18 protein-coding genes are annotated in these 18559 nt (G+C 60.5%); 9 read left to right on the top strand and 9 right to left on the bottom strand.

The genetic code is table 11. The annotated features are described in order from the left end of the window. Positions 1-38: 38 nt before the first annotated feature. Both RCH10_RS01550 and RCH10_RS01545 read left to right on the top strand, forming a co-directional pair. Positions 39-566 carry a hypothetical protein gene (locus tag RCH10_RS01550; protein WP_409050981.1) on the top strand — a complete coding sequence of 176 codons (528 nt, stop codon included), beginning with the start codon at positions 39-41 and terminating at the stop codon, positions 564-566. 44 nt (positions 567-610) lie between these two features. Beyond that, positions 611-964, top strand: a complete 354-nt coding sequence (locus tag RCH10_RS01545; RefSeq protein WP_323500473.1) for a phage holin family protein — start codon at positions 611-613, stop codon at positions 962-964. A 19-nt stretch (positions 965-983) separates the two neighbouring features. Here the strand turns inward: RCH10_RS01545 and RCH10_RS01540 are convergent, their stop codons facing one another. Next, entirely contained in the window at positions 984-2612 is a 1629-nt protein-coding gene (locus RCH10_RS01540) for a M48 family metalloprotease (RefSeq protein WP_409050980.1), read from the bottom strand. A gap of 55 nt (positions 2613-2667) precedes the next feature. Here RCH10_RS01540 and moaC point away from each other — a divergent pair, with 55 nt between their 5' ends. The 7 genes from moaC (at position 2668) to RCH10_RS01505 (ending at position 9758) form a co-directional block, all read left to right on the top strand. Then, positions 2668-3147, top strand: a complete 480-nt coding sequence (moaC, locus tag RCH10_RS01535) for a cyclic pyranopterin monophosphate synthase MoaC (protein WP_409050979.1) — start codon at positions 2668-2670, stop codon at positions 3145-3147. A 205-nt stretch (positions 3148-3352) separates the two neighbouring features. Further along, the gene (locus RCH10_RS01530; protein ID WP_409050978.1) at positions 3353-3934 is read left to right on the top strand and encodes a GspH/FimT family pseudopilin; all 582 of its coding nucleotides are present in this window, start codon (positions 3353-3355) and stop codon (positions 3932-3934) included. Beyond that, positions 3931-4497: a type IV pilus modification protein PilV gene (gene pilV / locus RCH10_RS01525; protein ID WP_323500470.1), complete on the top strand. Its 567-nt coding sequence runs from the start codon at positions 3931-3933 to the stop codon at positions 4495-4497. Before RCH10_RS01530 ends, pilV begins: the two co-directional genes overlap by 4 nt. A 35-nt stretch (positions 4498-4532) precedes the next feature. Continuing rightward, the gene (locus RCH10_RS01520) at positions 4533-5279 is read left to right on the top strand and encodes a prepilin-type N-terminal cleavage/methylation domain-containing protein (protein ID WP_409050977.1); all 747 of its coding nucleotides are present in this window, start codon (positions 4533-4535) and stop codon (positions 5277-5279) included. Further along, the gene (locus RCH10_RS01515) at positions 5276-5866 is read left to right on the top strand and encodes a PilX N-terminal domain-containing pilus assembly protein (RefSeq protein WP_409050976.1); all 591 of its coding nucleotides are present in this window, start codon (positions 5276-5278) and stop codon (positions 5864-5866) included. The genes RCH10_RS01520 and RCH10_RS01515 overlap by 4 nt, the downstream gene beginning before the upstream one ends. A gap of 14 nt (positions 5867-5880) precedes the next feature. Then, complete coding sequence (locus RCH10_RS01510) at positions 5881-9240, top strand: pilus assembly protein (protein ID WP_409050975.1); 3360 nt, start codon at positions 5881-5883, stop codon at positions 9238-9240. Next, entirely contained in the window at positions 9222-9758 is a 537-nt protein-coding gene (locus RCH10_RS01505; protein ID WP_315971444.1) for a type IV pilin protein, read from the top strand. Before RCH10_RS01510 ends, RCH10_RS01505 begins: the two co-directional genes overlap by 19 nt. 115 nt (positions 9759-9873) lie before the next feature. Here RCH10_RS01505 and RCH10_RS01500 read toward each other — a convergent pair whose 3' ends face one another. From RCH10_RS01500 to RCH10_RS01465, 8 genes are all read right to left on the bottom strand, one after another. Next, complete coding sequence (locus RCH10_RS01500) at positions 9874-10770, bottom strand: class I SAM-dependent methyltransferase (RefSeq protein WP_409050974.1); 897 nt, start codon at positions 10768-10770, stop codon at positions 9874-9876. Further along, positions 10764-11582 carry a hypothetical protein gene (locus tag RCH10_RS01495; RefSeq protein WP_409050973.1) on the bottom strand — a complete coding sequence of 273 codons (819 nt, stop codon included), beginning with the start codon at positions 11580-11582 and terminating at the stop codon, positions 10764-10766. The genes RCH10_RS01500 and RCH10_RS01495 overlap by 7 nt, the downstream gene beginning before the upstream one ends. A gap of 555 nt (positions 11583-12137) precedes the next feature. Next, positions 12138-12842 (bottom strand): glycosyltransferase, encoded by a 705-nt coding sequence (locus RCH10_RS01490; RefSeq protein ID WP_409050972.1) that lies wholly within the window; start codon positions 12840-12842, stop codon positions 12138-12140. A gap of 8 nt (positions 12843-12850) precedes the next feature. Continuing rightward, a complete protein-coding gene (locus RCH10_RS01485) occupies positions 12851-13594 on the bottom strand; it encodes an FkbM family methyltransferase (RefSeq protein ID WP_409050971.1) in 744 nt (247 codons plus the stop codon). A 43-nt stretch (positions 13595-13637) separates the two neighbouring features. Beyond that, positions 13638-14654 (bottom strand): glycosyltransferase family 2 protein, encoded by a 1017-nt coding sequence (locus RCH10_RS01480; protein WP_409050970.1) that lies wholly within the window; start codon positions 14652-14654, stop codon positions 13638-13640. Continuing rightward, positions 14644-15891 carry a glycosyltransferase family 2 protein gene (locus RCH10_RS01475; protein WP_409050969.1) on the bottom strand — a complete coding sequence of 416 codons (1248 nt, stop codon included), beginning with the start codon at positions 15889-15891 and terminating at the stop codon, positions 14644-14646. The genes RCH10_RS01480 and RCH10_RS01475 overlap by 11 nt, the downstream gene beginning before the upstream one ends. Then, positions 15869-17863 carry a glycosyltransferase family 87 protein gene (locus RCH10_RS01470; RefSeq protein WP_409050968.1) on the bottom strand — a complete coding sequence of 665 codons (1995 nt, stop codon included), beginning with the start codon at positions 17861-17863 and terminating at the stop codon, positions 15869-15871. Before RCH10_RS01470 ends, RCH10_RS01475 begins: the two co-directional genes overlap by 23 nt. Positions 17864-18007: 144 nt before the next feature. Further along, positions 18008-18466 carry a pilin gene (locus tag RCH10_RS01465; RefSeq protein WP_409050967.1) on the bottom strand — a complete coding sequence of 153 codons (459 nt, stop codon included), beginning with the start codon at positions 18464-18466 and terminating at the stop codon, positions 18008-18010. Between the last annotated feature and the right edge of the window lie 93 nt (positions 18467-18559).

The following is an 18559-nucleotide window of genomic DNA, read 5'->3' as shown; positions in this document are numbered from 1 at the left end:
AGTCGCATTCGGCAGCTTTTCAACGAAGGAGCAACACCATGGAAACGATCATCCTGTACGTGGACGACGCGGTTTATGCCCGCGAGCACCTTGCCAAATTGGCACCCGGCGTGCCGGTGGCGCTGGACGATGAGAGCGCATCGACAGTGCCGGGCACCTTGGGTGTCGATGCCCGCGCCGCTTTCGAACCCAGACACTGGATCGTGGTCGCCTGCGCACCGCGCATGACGCAGCGCATCAGCAAATGGGTGAGCCACAGTGCGCGTGAAAACTGGCGCGGCAAATGGTTCGCCAAGATGCAGGCGCAACTGGTGCCTTTGCTCGAAGCGGTCGGCGACCAGGTCACGCCGATGCTGGCCGGCGGCTCGCTGACCGAGATGACGCAGCATCTTCGGCAGATCCACGGTAAGGCCACGGTAGTGGACGCACGCCGGCCCAAGATCGGGGTCGATCTGGAGCCCGTCGCGCCCGGCCAGAAGCCGCCTGCAGCACCGGGCTGGGCGCTGCCCGGCGCGGTAGTGGGCATGGGCGCGCTGCTGGTCATCGCTGGCGAATTGAGCGACTGATTTCAAGCGAGTGACAACCCCGGTCGCTGCGGTATCCTGACCGCATGCGACTCATCCTGAAATGGCTGCTCAGCGCGATCGCGCTGCTGGCAGTGGCTTATCTCTTCAACGGCGTGCAGGTGACGAGCTTCGGCTCGGCGCTCATAGCGGCTGCTGTCATCGGTCTGCTCAACATGGTCGTGCGGCCGGTGCTGGTGGTGCTCACGCTGCCGGTGACGATCGTCACGCTCGGCCTCTTTCTGTTCGTCATCAACGCGTTGATGTTCTGGGCCGCGTCCGGGTTGCTCGGCGGCTTTCACGTCAACGGCTTTGGTGCCGCGCTGCTCGGCTCGCTGATCTATTCGTTGCTGGGGCTGGTGATCGAAGCGGCGCTCGGCGGACTCTTCTCCAAGCGCTGAACCGGGCCCAGCGGGCCACCTACTTCAGCGGAGGCTCTTCTGCCTGCTGCTTGACCAGCGCATCGACAGCGCGTGCGCGCGTGTCGATGATCGACGCCTCGTAGTAGTCCACCGCGTTGGATGCGCCACGCGCCGACAGGTTGCGCGACAACTCCTGCGCCGCCTTGTAGCGGTCGCGCGCGCCGGCGTAATCGAGGATGGCGACGTTGGCTTCGGCATCGGCGCGGATCGCCCGAACCGGATCGCCCTGTGCGTTGTAGAGGCTCGACAGCGCACGCCAAGCCGTGGCATCACGCGGTTGCAGCGCGGTGTAGTCGCGCAGCACCGGCACCATCGGCGCCGGGTTGCGCGTGGCAACGGCGGCCTGCACGGCGAGCAGCATCTCCGGTCGGTCTTTGGCCTTGGCGTTGAGCAGCGACGTGGCCTTGGTGGGGTTGCCGGCGTCGAGTTCGATTTCAATAGCGAGCAAACGGGCGAGACGTGATGCCGACGCATCGCCGGCCGTGCGCGTAACCAGACGCTCGCTCAATGCGCGCGACGCCTTGAAGTCCTTCAACTCATTGGCCGAAAACGCCGCGGCATAGAGCAGGCCGGCTTGTTGCGCCGGCGTGCTCTTGGTGAAGTCGCTGCCGGAACCGGCTTCGACCCATTGGCGCAACACGTCGACGCCTGGCCGCGTCAACACGCGAGCGCGGGCCGAGATCATTGCGTGGTCCATGACGAGTGGCAAGCCCGGCGTCATTGGGACGGACGCGGCGCGCTTCGACGTTACGCCGGTCGAAGCGGTCGCCGCATCCATGTCTCGAAACTGAAAGCGCCCCTGCATGTCGGCGATGCGCTCGGTGTCCATCGGGTGACTGCGCAGATACGGGTACGAGGCGTTGTCGTTCAGCCGGGCGGCAAACTGCAGTTTTTCGAACATCGCCTCGGCGCCGCGCGGGTCGTAGCCGGCTTGCGTCATCACACCGAAGCCGACACGGTCGGCCTCGCGCTCCATGTCGCGAGAAAAGGCCAGCTGGCTTTGCATCGCATACGCCTGGCTGCCCATCAGCATCGCGTTGCCGGCGTCACCATTGCGGGCCCTCATGGCGGCGAGCATGCCGATCACCATGGCCGCGATCATGAGCGGCATCTGCTTGGCATCGCGCGACATGATGCGTGCGATGTGGCGCTGCGTGACGTGCGACAGCTCGTGGCCGAGCACGGTCGCAAGCTCGTCCCGGCTGCCGATGATGGCGACCAGCCCGAGGTTGAGCCCGAGGTAACCGCCCGGCAGCGCAAAGGCGTTGATGGTGCTGTCGCGGCCCAGAAAGATCTGCCAGGCAAAGCGCTCGTCGAGCTCGGGCGTGAGCTCGCCACGCACCCGTGCTGCGGCCAGCAAACGCTGCCAGATGTCCTGCACGTATTCGACGATGACCGGGTCGTCGATGTAGTCGGTGTCGCGGTAGATCTCGCGCGCGATCTGGTCGCCGAGTCGGCGCTCGGCACTGGCCGTCATCTCGCCGCCATCTCCCATGCCGGGCAACAACTGCGCGCGCGCAATAGGCGGCATCAAGGCTTGCGCCGCGATCAAAACGGTAGCGCATAACGCCCGAAGTGCGGGCTTCATTGCGCGGGTCGATGTGGAATTTGAAGTCAGGCTTGGCATCGGTCTTTCCTGGGCCGGGCTCGTATGATGCGGCCTTCCGCCGATCGTTCACCCCATGAGTTCACTCACCCATTTTGACGCCCAGGGCCATGCCCACATGGTCGATGTCGCGGCCAAGACAGCCACCCATCGCATAGCCGTTGCAAGCGGCCGCATCGTGATGCAGGCCGCCACGCTGGCGCTCATCGAATCCGGCACCGCCAAGAAGGGCGACGTGCTCGGCGTGGCGCGCATCGCCGGCATCCAGGCCGCCAAGAAAACCAGCGACCTCATTCCGCTTTGCCACCCACTGGCGCTGACGCATGTGTCGATTGCATTCGCCATCGTCAAGGGCGGCGTGCCGCAGGTGGCTTGCAAGGCGACTGTCGAGACCGTCGGGCCGACGGGTGTCGAGATGGAAGCGCTGACCGCTGTTCAGGTCGCACTGCTGACCATTTACGACATGGTGAAAGCGGTCGACCGTGGGATGACGATCACCGATGTGCATGTGCTGGAGAAGCACGGGGGGAAGTCGGGGAGTTTCGTGGCGGGGTAGCGCCAGAGAGAGAGCGGATAGCACGGGGAGTGAGCAGCAGAGACGGCAGTGTGGCTCCGGGCACAACAAGACGAGTGGCAGTTTTGGCCGGGCGAACGGTTTTGCTAGTTTTAACGTTTACTGACATTCTGTAACCGTTATGCACTTAACTGTCTCTAATTTGCAAAGCCCGTCTCTTCGAGGGTTTGCCCTTGTAAGACTTCTCATGGTGGCGCTTGGAGGCGCCCGGACGGGTCTGCGTTCGAGCGCGCCAATACGGCGGGCCGAAAAGGGAATGACCGCCATCGAGTTGCTCGTGGTTCTTGCCGTGATCGCCATCCTGGCGGTGGTCGCAGTGCCCTCTTTCGTCGACCTGACTCAAAGAAATCGCGTGTCCGGGGAAGTCAATGGCTTCGTCGGCGATTTGCAGTTCGCCCGTTCGGAGGCGATCAAGGAAGGGCAGACCGTGACGATCTGCGCGTCGTCGGACGGCTCGACCTGTGCATCCGGTGGCAACTGGAAGACCGGATGGCTCGTGTTTGCAGACGCGAACGGCAACCAGGTTCACGACTCGACCGAGACCGTACTCAGGAAGCAACCCGCTTTGGCCGGAACAGATACGTTCACTGCAAGCGGCAACACCTCGGCCATTTCGTACAGCCGCGACGGATTCGCAATGTCTTTCACCGGCACGGTGACCTTGACAGTGCACACCACTCCGCTGAACGCGGCCGCGACTCGCTGCATCGCAGTCAATTTGGTGGGGCGGCAGCAAGTCCAATCGGCAAACGGAGGCACATGTCAATGAATCGAAGCCAAACGCTTTATCGTCGACAGCAAGGCTTCACACTTATCGAAGTGATGATTGCCGTCCTCGTGGTGACAGTCGGCCTGCTGGGCTTCGCCAAGATGCAGGCACTGGCAATCTCAAGCACGCAAGTTGCCAGCAGTCGTTCGATGATTGCACTGCAGAGCGCGAGCCTCGCTGCGGCGATGCATGGAAACAAGACCTACTGGGCGGGCGGAGTCGCCCCGGCCGCATTCAGTACGTCGGGACTCACTGTCACCGACGCCACCGGTGTGCTGAGCGCGACGCCTCCTGTTTGCCGGGCGGCGACGTTGCCTTCGGCTCCGCTTTGCACGCCCGCACAACTCGCAGCCTACGACCTGCAGTTGTGGGCTGCCAGCATGGCCAGCCTTTTCCCCACCTACACGTCGGCAGGGACGTGCACGGTGTCGGCAAGCACGCCCATCAGCTGCACGGTGACGGTTTCCTGGACTGAGAAGTACGTGTCTTCCAACCAGAACACCGCGTCCAACAGTGCCTCCACCGCCGGCACCAGAACCTACACGCTCTACGTCGAACCATGAACTCCGTTGCTTCAACACCGTCTGGAGGCCGTCGCATGCAACAGGCCGGCTTCACGTTGATCGAGCTGATGATCTCGCTGACGATCGCGCTTTTCATGCTGGCGGCCATCGTCGCGATCTACGTCAACATGAAGGCCACCTTCGTGGCGCAAGACGAATTGGCACAGCTTCAGGACAGCGAGCGCCTCGCACTGACCATGCTGACCACGACGATTCAATCGGCCGGCTATTTCTCCGATCCCGTTAACAGCACCGCCATCACTTCACTGCCAGCGGCCAACGTGACCTGGCCCAGCGGCACCGTCTCAGCGCTGGCAGCAGGCCAAGGCGTGGTCGGTGCTGGCAACACTTTAGGCACAGGTACGGGCAGCGACACCATTGCTGTGCAATACCAGACCGCCAGTGGCGACGGCTTGATGAACTGCCAGGGTCAGACCAACCCCGCGACATCTGGGGTGAAGCAGGTGTGGATCAACAGCTTTTCCATCAATGCGAGTAACGAACTCACCTGCACGGTCGGCACGGGAACGCCGGTCGCTCTGGCCAGCAACGTCGGACAGATGAGCATCGTCTATGGCGTCGACACCGACGGAGACGCGAATAACAGCACCGACACCTACATGCCCGGCTCGGGTGTTGCCGCTGCCGGTCTGTGGGCCCGGGTACATACCGCACAGATCACGCTCAGATTTCTGAACACGCTCAGCTCCACGCCGAGCGCGCCCGTGCTCCTGACCGGCCCCGGCATCGTCCAGAGCATCAATTTCAAGAACAATCCGTGACACGCCAACACCCCCATGGGTCTCGTCCCCAACGAGGCATCGCACTCATCACTTCACTGTTGATTCTGGTGATCGTTTCGTTGTTGGCTGTGAGCATGTATCGCAGTTTTGGTCTGCAAGAAAAAATTGCCGGCAACACGCTCGAAAAGCAGCGCTCGCTACAGGCGGCGGAAAGCGCACTCCAATACGGCGAATGGTGGATCGGCCGCGGCAGTGGCGGTGGTGGATCGGCCTGCAGCGGCGTGTTCAGCGCCAACGATCAGACCGCCATGAAAATCTGCAACGTGCCGATGAGCATCGCCACGTCCAGCACACTTCCCTGGGCCGTAAGAGGCAACTACCAGCCGCCGAGCATGACGGTGCAGAGCGGCGGCGGCCTTAATACCGGAAGCACCGGGATTGCCAACGACATCAACTACGCCACCCTGCCGAGCGTCTATGTGTCGTACCTCGGCCTCGCTCCGGACGGCAAGACCATGCTTTATCAGGTGACCGGTGCCGGCTACGGCGGCAGCACTGCGACTGCCAGCGTCGTTCAAAGTACCTATGCAATGAAGTTCAGCGTGACTGACATCGGTCAGCCGTAGTTCAAGGAGACCACATGACCTCAAAATACTTCCGCCTCGCACTGGCACTGGCCGCGCTCGGCGCGCTGTCATTCAGTGCCCAAGCACAGCTCGTGATCAGCGACACGCTCACAGGAACATCCTCTTCCTATAACTGGAAGAGCTTGAATGGGGCGTGCCTCACTGCCGGAAACAACTCGGTGATACCGCCGGCGACTTCGCCCATCATCCCCGCGTGTGTCGGGTTGACCTACTACAGCGGCAAGACACAGGTTGGCGGTGTGAGCGGCAGGTTGCCGGATGCAGCAGGCAGCGGCGCCCTTCGCCTGACCAATGGCGACACGCAAAACGGCGGCTCCAATGGCGACAACCAGACCGGCGCCATCGTGTCCAACTTCACCTTTCCCACCACGCAAGGACTGCAGGTCACCTTTACCACGGCCACGTATGGCGGCGACGGCGGCACCGGAGCGGACGGCATCAGTTTCTTTCTGTCCGACGGCAGCCAGGCGCCCTCGGTGGGCGGCCTGGGTGGCAGCCTGGGCTACAGCTGCTCCAACGTGAACGGCTCGTACAACGGCGTCGTCGGGGCCTACATCGGCGTTGGCATCGACGAGTACGGCAACTTCTCAAATTCATACGACAACACGAGCAGCGGGACTGGCTTCCAGCCTGGGCGCATCAGTCTCCGCGGCGCCGGTTCGACAGCGTTCGCATCGCTGTCGACCTCGCCAGCGACGAGCGCCTATTACCCCACGACTCTCAACGCGAGCGACCAGCAGTCTGCGGTGCAGAACACCTGCAAAACTGGATATGTCTGGAACTACAGCGGCGGCACGATGGGTGGCTTCGCGAACCGCACTCAAACGACGATAGAGCTCGCATACAACTATCCGTTGCTGCCGGGGGGAAGTACAAATCTCCCCGCAGGGTTCAGCCTGTCAAATCAGCAGGGCATGAACATGCCCCTTCGTGGCAACGCTACGCCCATCACATACGGACTGAAGCTTACGCAGGACGGACTGCTCAGTCTCTCTTACAGCGTCAACGGTGGCATTGCGCAAAACGTACTGACAAACCAGTCCATCACTGCTTCGAACGGCCCGCTACCTGCGTCTTTCAGATTCGGCTTCTCCGCAGGCACCGGCGGCTCCAACAACGTGCACGAAATCATGTGCTTCAAGGCAGCGCAGATCAACGCGGCTGCGAGCTCGGCCGGCATCAATATCCAGCAATCGGCCAAGGTGCAAGTCGGCACGCAGGTCTACCTTGCCTATTACCACCCGGTGAACTGGTGGGGCCAACTGACCGCGCAAAATCTTGTCGAAGACGCAACGACGTCGACAGTCTCGATCAATCCGGTCGCCAATTGGGACGCGAGTTGCGTCCTCACAGGCGGCGCCTGCAGCGCCACGGGTGCTGCCAGCACCCCGGTGCAGGGATCCTCGTCACGCAACGTTCTGACCTGGAACGGCAGCGCAGGCATTCCGCTGCTGTGGCTCGGCCTCTCCGCCGCGCAGAAAAGTGCACTGGACCCGACGGCTGGAACAACAGCCACCAGCTCGACGCGCCTGGACTACCTTCGAGGTGATCGAACCCAAGAAGTAGGTGGCACGCCCGGGGGTCCTTTCCGCGCGCGAAACAGCGTGCTTGGCGACATCGTCAGCAGCAGCCCGACATGGGTCGGAGCACCCAACCTGCCCTACAAAGGCATCTGGAAAGACGCGCTTCGCCCGACCACCACCATGCCCGAAGGATCGAGCTACGGCGCCTACGCGACAAGCAATGCGACCCGAACCAACGTCGTGTACGCGGGCGCCAACGACGGCCTGCTGCATGGGTTCCGGGCCGGTGCCTACGACTCGAGCGGCAACTTCAACACGGCAGCGGCCAACGATGGCAATGAGCTACTGGCATACATGCCGGCGCAGGTCCTCAACACCATCCACGCCACCCCACCCACAGCCGCCTCGCTCGACTACTCCTCGCCCCAGTACAGCCACAACGCCTTCGTGGATGCCACGCCCGGCACGGGCGATCTCTACTATCAGGGGGGCTGGCACACCTGGCTCGCAGGTGGCCTGGGCGACGGCGGCAATGCCGGTGGCGTCATCGGCGACAACACCACGGTGGCAACCGGCGGCCTTTACGTCCTCGACGTCACCAACCCAGGAAATTTCAGCGAGGCGAATGCCGCCAGCCTGGTCATCGGCGACTGGACTTCCACCTCTGCGAGCTTGACCTGCCCGACCGACACGGCAAGCACCTTTTGCCGCGACAACCTGGGGAGTACTTTCGGCACTCCCATCATCCGCCGCCTTCACGACGGCAACTGGGCTGTAATTTTTGGCAACGGCCTCAACAGCAAAAGCGGCAAGGCGGGCGTTTTCGTAATGACGGTCGACCAGACCACCGGTGCGAAGAGCTTTCGCTACCTCGACACCGGTGTGGGCACCGCTACTGCGCGCAACGGCATCGCCTACGTCGCGTCTGCCGACCTCGATGGCGACCACGTCACGGACTATTTCTACGCCGGCGACGTGCTCGGCAACATGTGGCGCTTCGATGTGACCGGTGCAACCGGGGGTAGCTGGTCAGCGCGATCGACGCCGATCTTCAACACTGGTGGACTTCCCATCACCACGCGCGCGACGGTCAATACCGCAGCCACGTCTTCAGGCACGGCACGGGTCATCGTAGGTTTTGGGACCGGCCAGATCTTTCCGCAAACACAGACTGCCGCTGCGACTCCCGTCAGCGGCACCCAATACATATTCGGCATCTGGGACTGGGATATGGCCAGCTGGAATTCGCTCAGCGGTGTTCAATACAGCAGCTTGACCGCTCCGCAAAATGTGAACGCCGGCGTATTGCAAACACAGACTACTGCGACCCTCGCCTACACCTCCGGTGGCATCTCGGGCGTCCGGACCGTGACGCAATATCCAATCTGCTGGAAAGGCGCCACCACCTGTGCGGGCGGCAATACCCAGTTCGGCTGGAAGCTCGCGCTGCCCGGTACCAATGAGCAAGTCGTCTACAACCCGGTTCTTTCGGACGGGATGTTCGTGGTCAACACCGCCATCCCCGGCGCCACGCAGGCGCTGACCTGTGGTTCGCAGCCGGCTTCCGGCTACACCATGGCGATTACTGCAGACACTGGCGCGGCTGCGACATCGTCTTACTTCGCAGACGCCAGCAACAATTACGTCACCACCAACGGATTGGTATTGAGTGGTGTGGGATTAAGCGCAGTGGGTTCGCCATCGTTCGTGACAACTGCGACCAAGAAATATCTCGTCAATCAAACTGTCAGTGGCGTCGGATCGGTCACTCAAGTCAATCCCGGCGCCAATAGCAAAGGCGGACGGTTGACGTGGATCAAGCTGCGCTGATCATGACTTCCGAGAAAGTGTCAAAAGGAATACAGATGAATCTGATGCGTAACTTCAGTCACCGCCGCAACTGCGCCTTGAAAGGCGCAAGCGGCTTTACGCTCATCGAATTAATGATCGTCGTGGCTGTTGTCGGAATACTTGCAGGTATTGCATATCCCTCATACAACCAGTACGTTTTGAAATCGCGTCGGGCCGACGCTAGGAATGCAGTGCTGGATCTTGCAAGTCGGCAGGAGAGGTATTTCAGCGTTAACAATGCCTACACAAATCTTCCTACCGCACTTGGTTACGGTGGTAGTTCCGCATTTCCCATCAGTGTGAACGTCAGTGGACAGAGCTACTACACTTTGAGCGCGACATTTTCTGCGACGCCGGCAGGTTTTGTAGCCACAGCTACTCCGACTTCGTCCCAGGTGGCAGACACAAAATGTTATTCGTTCCAAGTCGACCAGTCAGGCGCTCAGACCAATCTTGACAGCGGCGGCAGTCCACTGACGAGTAGCGGCTGTTGGTAAGTTGCTTCCCAACATTGTGTTTAATTGAAAGTGAATTCTCAACTTGCATGCCACATGCTCGGGAACAAGCCATTGCAGCTTGACGACTAGCTAACCGTGCAGTTACTTTGGCAATTCAGATTTTGACCATCTCACACAAAATGTGGTCTTTTGTCAGACGCCCGCCCGGCGGCGGCACCACATCGCCATGCATACCGGTGGCCAGTCGATGTAAGTTTCGATAGGCCAGTGGTGACACGAGGAAGATCGCCATCTGTGCCAGTGCGCTCAGAGTGCTCAGAAGTCCTAGATTACCGGCATGGCAGAAGCGCTCAATGCGAGTAACGCGCAACCCGGCATGCGTTGACATTAAAGAAAGCCAGCGAGGGCCAATGAAGCTGATGTGTTCCGGGTAATGGCAATACCAAAACCTCGACCGCATTTGCTTCCACAACCAAGCCTCTGAATTGCCTGTCGTCAAGATCACCCGGCCGCCGGGCTTCAAGCGAGATGCCAAGCAAGCGAGAAACTCGAGCGGGTTGCCAACATGTTCGATCACGTCACACGCGGTGATCAGGTCGTAGCACAGCACGTTGTCCGCATGCTCCCAGTGGTCTGCCGCAATACGCACGCCGCGCGCTTCCGCTTTGGCGGCAGCCGCAGCGTTAGGCTCTACACCGTGCAAACGACAGGCTGCTGGTAGCCCAGCCAGCAGCTGCCCCGTGTAGCAGCCCACGTCGAGCACATCTATGGGCGCGTCGGGAATAAGCTGACGCACCATTTCGAAATCTTTTCGCTTGCCCTGCGACTCCCAGACATCCGTGTTTCCGGCCGAATAAAGCCCGAAGTAGATGTCGTCTTTCAAGATCGGGTCGCGAAATACGAAGCCACAATGACGACAGAGATGCAGGTGCCCGCCATGCAAAGCAGCCTTCAGCCGCACGCCAGCAAATGAGGCCACGTCGGGCAGTGCGCCTAGATCTTCCGTATCGTGTCCACCACAGGTCCGACAAATGATCGCAGATGTCACCATTTCGACCGAGCCCGCGAAAGCATCAATAGAAGGACCACGAGACTTATGGTCAGTGCGGCGAACAGGCCTTTCATGAATACGAAGCCCGGCAAGCTAGGCGGCAACAGCAGACAGCCGACCACGAACACGACACCAGCGACCGCAACCAGCAAAGTCGAAGAGCGCACTCGGCCCAAGCCAAGCAGCAAGAAATACGCAGGCACATTTAACGAAAGCAAGCAGAAAGCCAAAGTCATGCCGCGGGCCATCGCCAGATGCTCCACAGCGAACTCCGTTGAGATCCACAAGCTCAGCAGCGGTTCGAGTACCAGCAGGAGCAACAAGGAAGGCAGCGCTGCAGCAGCAGTCGCTATCACCAGAACCTTGCGAATATTGCGACGCACGTCGACTTGCGCCAGGCGGTCCCGCCGCTTCGCTGCCCATGGCCCAAGCGTCTGGCCTGCCGCAGCCACCAAGGCATGCGGCATCTGAGCAATCTGGGTGCAGGCCGCATAGGCCACAAGCACGGCCGAGCCTAGCTGCGCACCGACGAACCAGCGGTCGAAGGCATTGAACATCAAACCGCTCAGCACGCTAAGCCAGATCCACAAGCCGTTCGACTTCAATTCATTGGCGACGGAGAGGCGCTCGAATTTCTCGATATCAATAGGAGGATCTTGAATCAATCCGTTGGGTCGAAGCGCTGCGAACTTGACTACAGCTTTAGTCGCTGTCACGACTACCGCCAGAATGATGGGCACAAGGGCAGAACCGTCCGAAACGACCAACCAGAACGTAAGCGCAATCTGCGCCGTGCGGGCTGCCGCTTCCATCAGTGCGCATGTATCGAATCGCTCTTGCGCCTTCAACGCCGATGAAAGCCCATTGTCGAGCTCGGTAACCGCCGCCCAGAGTAGCGCCGTGCTCGCAATAGCCCAGAGGTTCCATCGCGACCAACCGGAAAGAGTCGCTGGCGCCCATCCCAATCCGCTGGTGGTACTCACCGTTGCGAACAACACGGCCGACATCAGCAGCGTGCGCCGTATAAACAGGCGGATGGCTTCTTGAATACCCGAGAGGTCGCCTCTTGTCCTAGCATGCGCCAGTACCGGCATGAGCGCCGTGCTCGCGCCAAGTGACAGCGTCGCCGAGCCGACAAGCACGGTTTGGGCAATCACCCAAACACTGAATTGCTCGGCACCCAAGCGGTGCAACAGCAGAGGTGTGAGAACGAACTGAGCACCCGTCGAGCACAACAGTTCGACGATCGACCATGCCGCTGAGTGAGCGTACGGACTCAAGCGCGGGCGCTTCCATGTCATTCGCTATTCACCAATGCGAGAAAAAGGACGCGGCCATTTGAATCTCTTGCTTGCCTTGGGGATGCACTAGCTGCTCCTGTGCCATCGAAGTCGGAACCATTTGAATGGTTGCCAAAGTGCTGCTGCGATCGGCCCCAGGTACCGCCCAATGATTGCTGGCTGTGCTCGGACGAAATTGACATCGAAGGTACGGGAGGACAACCCCGTGGCGGCGTACCAAGCAATTGGAACCGCTAGATATCGAACACGCCGTCGCAGATTCGGATCCCACAACAGACGAATGTTCAGTAGATGGTCGGCATGTGTGCGAAAGCGACGCATGAAGGGACCGTGCGTGGTGATTGCCTCGCGCGAATAAACAATTCCCTGATGGCAGACGTTGAAGACCAGGATCTGGAAGCGGCAGGGTCGAGCCCGATGGCGCCCCTTCGAACCCCAATAAACATCGGAGAACACGGCCGAAGGTGACTCGGCCGCCAACAAACTTAAAACTCGATGCACCGCGGGCAGAAGGATGTCGTCCTTGCCCAGAAAGTAGAGGTAGCGTCCCGTACTGGCAGCTACTCCGTCGTTCATGGCCGAGTACACACTCGGCCGCGACTCGGCGACAACGCGAGCATCTGGAAACCGCTCGGCCGCGTCGGCCGCTTTGCTGCTGGGCAGCACGAGCACGATCTCGCGCATTTCTGAGTCGGGAATCGCCAGACACACCGAGTCCACGCAGCGACGCAATTCGACGTCTACATCGAGTGTCGGGATGATGATGCTCAACAGCGGCATCACGACTGCGCTGCTGACTCACGGCGGAAAATGCCGTCGATCTGCAGCAGCTGCCCCGTCTCGGCATTGCCAAAATTATTCTCGACTCCGACCAGCACGTACCCCTTGCAACGAAGGTCGGCGTACAGGTCATCGAACAGCACCTGACCCGCATACAACGGCGCCAACGACATCTCCACTTGTATCGTATCGATTCGCTCCAGGCTGCGAACCGCACCTCGAAGGACCTGGGCCTCGTAGCCTTGCGTATCAACCTTGAGGTAAATATTGCGCGCATTGCCGCAGGTCTTATCGAACATGGCATCAAGCGTTTCGACCCGAATAGTTTCCTCGCCGGTGTAGCGAGAATGCGGCGCGGCCTCTTCATGCAGCTGCAGCATCTCCAGAATCGAACTACTCTCGGAGTTGCCCGCCACGTGAATCGTTTGAGTGCCCTGAGCATCGCCCAATGCCATTTGCAATACCTGCCAGTCGACGTCTCCAAGTGCTGCCCGCTGCAACTTGGCGTATGCGGCACTGAGCGGCTCAAACGACACGATGCGGCCTCGATATCCGAATTGTCGACGCAGCTCCAATCCGAACTGTCCGATATTCGCGCCGACATCCAGCACTGTGTCTATTCGATGGTGTTCGATCAGGCGCCGCCGGCGGGCAATAGGATGCGACCCCGGCTTGTAGGGAATGACATCGACGCCAAAGCGACGGGCAAATAGCTGAGCCGATCTCAGAATTTCCATCAGCATCAATGATCCCTTTGCACTCTGCATGCTGGCCGATATTTCAAAGTCACAGCGCGCTCCGTGATGGATGGTGAGGCCGCATTTTGCGTAGCGCGAGCAAGCATCTCACGACCACATCGTCAATCAAAGACTGATGCCGCCGATGAAGGCTGAAAACCCCAGCCCAGCGAGGCACGGCCACATTTTTATAGTTGGCGAAATGCTGCGTGATCAAACTTCTGTCATGGGAGGAAAGCAGCTCCCCGTAGTGGCCGAAGAACGCATGAATCTGGCTTAGAAGACTGCCGACCCAATCGTCGCGCACGATCACTTTCCAGGCTCGTTGCAGACGCTTTACTCGCCCGGGGTGTCTCCCAATAACATTGGCTCCGTGTTGGCGATACAAAAGCGCGGGCTCTTCGTCATACACAACGACACCAAAAGCGCTCACGACCAGATAGATCCACCAATCGTGAAAGCGAACGGCGCTCGGTACGCCGGCTCGCTGCAACAGCTGCAGCGCAGCACGATTGAGCGCCGCAGTGCAGCCAACGATGATGTTCTCGGTCAATGCGTTCGCAAACGAGGGGCCGCGTGGCAGAAGCGGCGTCCGACCTAGCGGACGCAGATCCTGGTCCACGAAGGTCTGCGCACTTCCGTACAGGCCAGGCTTGCTGTCAAGCGGGCTGAGTTGCTCCCAAGCGCGCTGAAGCTTGTCAGGAAGCCAGACGTCATCCTGGTCGGCAAGCATGACCATGTCTACGTCTTTTGGTACAAGTGTCAGCAAAGTGAGAAAGCTCGGCCCAAAACCCAAATTTCGGCCGGTGGTGATGGTGATCCGCGGATCGGCCAGCGCCACTATCTCGTCCACCGTTCTGTCGGTAGATCCATCGTCTCGTACGAGCACGGTGCCTCGCGCGGGGAGCTGCGACAACACGGACTGCATTTGCTCCCGCACATAGCGCTCGCCTTGGTAGGTCGACATGATCACGACCACACACGGCACGTTTGCAGCAGTTCCCAGGCTTTTCGTTGCTGGCGTCGCATCGGGTAGATCCTGAACCGCACCCACATCAGCTTCCACTTGTTTGTCCTGTTGCCGCCGGTCGGCGCGAGTCGAATGCACTGCGTAGCGCGGCGAAGAAGATAGATGCGAGCACCGATTGCGTTCCCATCAGCAGCAACGCCACGCCGGGAATGATCTGACGCATTGCCGCTTCTGGGTCCAATGCGCCAAATCCGCTGCTTCCCCATTGCCAGGTCAGGCTTGCACACAGCGCCAAACCTGCCACGGTTGCGATCCCGCCGCCGACAGGCAGCAACGACCCGCTAGCCACGTAAAGCGCCCATCGATCGCGAGGGTGAATGGTGTTCAGGTGAGCGCAGTGACGTGCAAGCACTGCGCCCATGGCGAAGAGCATCGTCTGGTAGCCCAGCACCATTCCGGCCGAGGCCAGCAACTGCGTGTGGATGCCGACCGGCCACCGACCCCAACCATCGGCGTGAAAATGCGCGAGCACCAACTGGGCTAAGCCCAATAAAGCGAGCGCGGCGCCCGGATAGAGGAACAGCCATCGAGGCGTGAACAGCAGCAAAAAACGCAGATGGCGCCAACCATCTCGCCATGTACGCAGGTGCGGCGGCCTGTCACGCCCGTCGGGAGACAAAGTGGTCGGAACCTCAGCAATTCGAAGGTGGCTTAAAGATGCCTTAACGACCATCTCACTGGCGAACTCCATGCCTTCGCAACACAGCCCCAGTTGCAGGATGGCCTGACGCTCGAAGCCGCGCAAGCCGCAGTGAAAGTCACCGATCGGCGACTTGAAGAAAAGTCGGCCCACAAAGCTCAGCACGGGGTTGCCCAAGTAGCGATGAAGCGGAGGCATGGCACCAGGCAGGATTGCGCCGCGAAAGCGGTTGCCCATCACCAATTGGCTGCCAAGCCGCAGTTCAGCCACAAAGGATTCCAGGGCACCGAAATCGTAGCTCTCGTCGGCATCGCCCATTACGACGTAGCGCCCCTTGGCTGCCGCGATGCCTGCGATTAACGCCGCGCCGTAGCCGCGCACCGGCACTGATACCACGCGCGCTCCGCACGCCGCGGCCAGCGTTTGCGAGCCGTCGCTCGAGCCGTTGTCCGCTACAACGACTTCACCTCGAATGCCGCTGCTGTTGAGGAAGCCATGGGCCTTGGCGATGCAAGCCGGCAGAGTACGTGCCTCGTTGAGGCAGGGCATCAGGATGGTCAGTTCGATGTCCGAGCCTGTCTTTCTCGAAGCCTCGACCTGAACCTTGTTTTCAGAAATCACTTCGTTCCACATGAAGTCGCCCTCCTTGTCGCCAGCACTTCAGCGCTCGCGGTGATTCGATCCATTCCTTCACAGTGCCCAAACCAGAGATGTCGCCACCTCCCCGAAAGAGATCTGCAAACCGCACAAATCCGTCGTCGTTGACCCAAGTGGCGAAGTCAGGGTAACCGCGCCGCCAGATGGAGCCGTTGCGGACGCTGGTCGTGTGCCGCGAGCGAAACAGTTCAGGACAGGCGTCTTCGACCTGATCCAGCACCTGATCCGCCCAACGCTTGCCGGCCACCTCGGCCTCGCTAAGTGCACCCCCGGGTATCAGGCGGCAGGTATAGATATGGACCTGATCGCGCGAGCCGGATTTGGGGCCTGCGCGCTCTAGCACGTCTGAGTTTCCCCTGAAGTGGATGTACTCGCAGTCACCAACGTCGACGCGCAAACCGAGACGCCGCAATGCGTAGTCGAACGTGGCAGCGGCCGGGGCGATCGGCCGACCGTCTGATTCGATGGCCCGCACGGGGGCGAGCATCCGAAGTTGCGGCGAGTGGGCTTTGATCAGTGCGAGGACGCGCCGGCCGTCGCGACTATCAGGATCGATGTCGACGCCCATGCCGACGAAGGCCGAGCCCGTCGCCAAATAAGGCAACAGGAAGGACTGCGACTGAGCGTCCATCGACAGATACAAAAACGGCTCCGTCTGAAGCTTCTTCGAAACTGTGGTCTGGATCCAGACACCATCCCAAGGTTGTGCACTCCATCGGAATTCGGCAGCTTGGGAGAGCATGACCGCTTGCACAGCCAGCAACATGCCCACGACGCCGACCTGGGCGCGAGGCATGCCGGCCAGAGCGCGGTACACGCCGGCCACAAGGACAACCGCAGCAACACATGCCATGGGAAGAAAATACCTGCTGTTGCCACTGATAAGCAGCCACAGCACCCACGCAACCACAAAGGAGACGGCCAGGCTGGCCCACGCACGCTGGCTTGCTCTGTTGCCGACAACGGTAGCCGGCCCAGAACGTCTCCATATTGCGGCAACCAGCCATAGCGCGGGCAAGCACAGCAACGCTGCATAGCGGGCGTCCGCGGCCAAGGTCTCTGTGTGTATCCTGCGCTGCGCGGCCAAGATGTCGAGGGGGCGCATCAGCGCCTCGACCAATGAAGAGGGAAGGAAGCGCGGGTCGCGCATGACATCCATAGCGCCCAGTAATTTGGCAAGTGGTGACGCTGATGCTGATGCGCTAGCGACCGCGCCGCCGACTGGTGCGGCCGGGTTGAACAGACCGTCCAGCATCGGAAACAGCGGGTTGCCGAAAGCTTGCCAAAGCGAATACGCCCACGGGCCACCAACCAGGATAAGCGCGCCACCGGCGCACCCTGCAAATAGCAATATGCCCTGCCAGCGCATGCGCCAACTCGGCGCGGAACCCACCACCAGTGGCAGCGCGGGCAGCAAGGCAAAGACGGCGTTCGACATCTTGAGCGCAGCAGCAGTGCCAAGCAGAACGCCTGCAAGGGCTACTCGGTGAAGCCGCTGAACACCATGGAAGTTGTTGACCAAGGCCACATATCCCCCTAAGGCCAACGCGCCGGTCGTGATGTCAGTGAAGGATGAGCCCAAGGCCTGCAACAGCACTGGATTGGCCAAGGCCAGCGCTACGGCGCCCCAAGTTACCAGCGCCGGACTGCGGCCGTCTGCACCCTGGCTGACGGCACGTGCCAATTCCCACGTAAGCCACAACGCTGTGGCGTGCATACACGCAAGCGTTATGCCGATAGCCAGCGAGGGCCAGCCAGCTTGCACCATCAGGGCCAGCGGGGCATGCGCGTAGGGAACGAAATACGTCTGAGGGCCGGCCGGAAAATAGTCAATGGCAACGCGGTCGTGAAAAACGCTGTAGCCAGCGTACAGGTGGTAGTGCAGAGCGTCCCACGGCACATCCTTACCGGCAAATAAGGTCCATGCAATCGCGAGAACGGTGCACAAGACGTAGGCGCCTATGCGTTCACTCCTCATCGACCTTCCCGCAGTGGGGTAGCAGGTTAGGAACGATGCGAGCATGTTGCGTCCGACGCGTTGTCTGGCGAACAAAAAACCGCCCGAAGGCGGCTTATGTAAGGCTCGTCAAGCTTAGCTGCGGCATTCCGAAGGCAGGTACTTAGAGGCGATAGCCACGGTACCGGTACCGGCACGGCACAGCCATGTCAGTTGCCCGGTGTTGGTTCCCACGGTTGCTGGGGTCAACGTCACAGTACCGGACGCGTTCGGGACAGTTGAAGTAATCGTCACAACGCCGGTTGCGTCAGTGATTACGACACCGGAGACGTATTTAGTAGCGCCCGGGAAGCTGTAACCACTGTTTGCTGCAGTGACCGAGGCAAGCGAGCCCAGGGACGAAGTCGTTTCAGACACCGCTAGCTTCGCAGGAGCACCCATGATGAGCACTTCCGTCATCTTCGAACGGGTCGTGTAATCCTGGTAGGCCGGCAGAGCCACAGCAGCCAAGATACCAATGATCGCCACGACGATCATCAATTCAATAAGGGTGAAGCCTGCTTGTGCGCGGCGAGCAATATTGCGACGGTTCATTTGAGAAACTCCAGGTTAGTTAATAAGGCCCGGGAACCTCCCCGGTGCGCTTATCTATCCGCAGCATCTGTGCCACCCTGTCAGCCTCGTCCG

Source organism: Variovorax sp. GrIS 2.14, assembly GCF_046115955.1.
GTDB lineage: Bacteria > Pseudomonadota > Gammaproteobacteria > Burkholderiales > Burkholderiaceae_C > Variovorax.
Note: the sequence above shows the minus strand (reverse complement) of the source record. Positions and strands in the feature narration are given on the sequence as shown.

Bases quoted from the DNA above. Each gene is read 5' to 3' on its own strand.
- RCH10_RS01520 (WP_409050977.1), top strand. From the start codon at position 4,533: ATGCAACAGGCCGGCTTCACGTTGATCGAGCTGATGATCTCGCTGACG.
- RCH10_RS01475 (WP_409050969.1), bottom strand. From the start codon at position 15,891: ATGTGGAACGAAGTGATTTCTGAAAACAAGGTTCAGGTCGAGGCTTCG.
- RCH10_RS01500 (WP_409050974.1), bottom strand. From the start codon at position 10,770: ATGGTGACATCTGCGATCATTTGTCGGACCTGTGGTGGACACGATACG.
- RCH10_RS01495 (WP_409050973.1), bottom strand. From the start codon at position 11,582: ATGGAAGCGGCAGCCCGCACGGCGCAGATTGCGCTTACGTTCTGGTTG.
- RCH10_RS01545 (WP_323500473.1), top strand. From the start codon at position 611: ATGCGACTCATCCTGAAATGGCTGCTCAGCGCGATCGCGCTGCTGGCA.
- moaC (WP_409050979.1), top strand. From the start codon at position 2,668: ATGAGTTCACTCACCCATTTTGACGCCCAGGGCCATGCCCACATGGTC.
- RCH10_RS01530 (WP_409050978.1), top strand. From the start codon at position 3,353: ATGGTGGCGCTTGGAGGCGCCCGGACGGGTCTGCGTTCGAGCGCGCCA.
- pilV (WP_323500470.1), top strand. From the start codon at position 3,931: ATGAATCGAAGCCAAACGCTTTATCGTCGACAGCAAGGCTTCACACTT.
- RCH10_RS01550 (WP_409050981.1), top strand. From the start codon at position 39: ATGGAAACGATCATCCTGTACGTGGACGACGCGGTTTATGCCCGCGAG.
- RCH10_RS01540 (WP_409050980.1), bottom strand. From the start codon at position 2,612: ATGCCAAGCCTGACTTCAAATTCCACATCGACCCGCGCAATGAAGCCC.
- RCH10_RS01510 (WP_409050975.1), top strand. From the start codon at position 5,881: ATGACCTCAAAATACTTCCGCCTCGCACTGGCACTGGCCGCGCTCGGC.
- RCH10_RS01465 (WP_409050967.1), bottom strand. From the start codon at position 18,466: ATGAACCGTCGCAATATTGCTCGCCGCGCACAAGCAGGCTTCACCCTT.
- RCH10_RS01485 (WP_409050971.1), bottom strand. From the start codon at position 13,594: ATGCTGATGGAAATTCTGAGATCGGCTCAGCTATTTGCCCGTCGCTTT.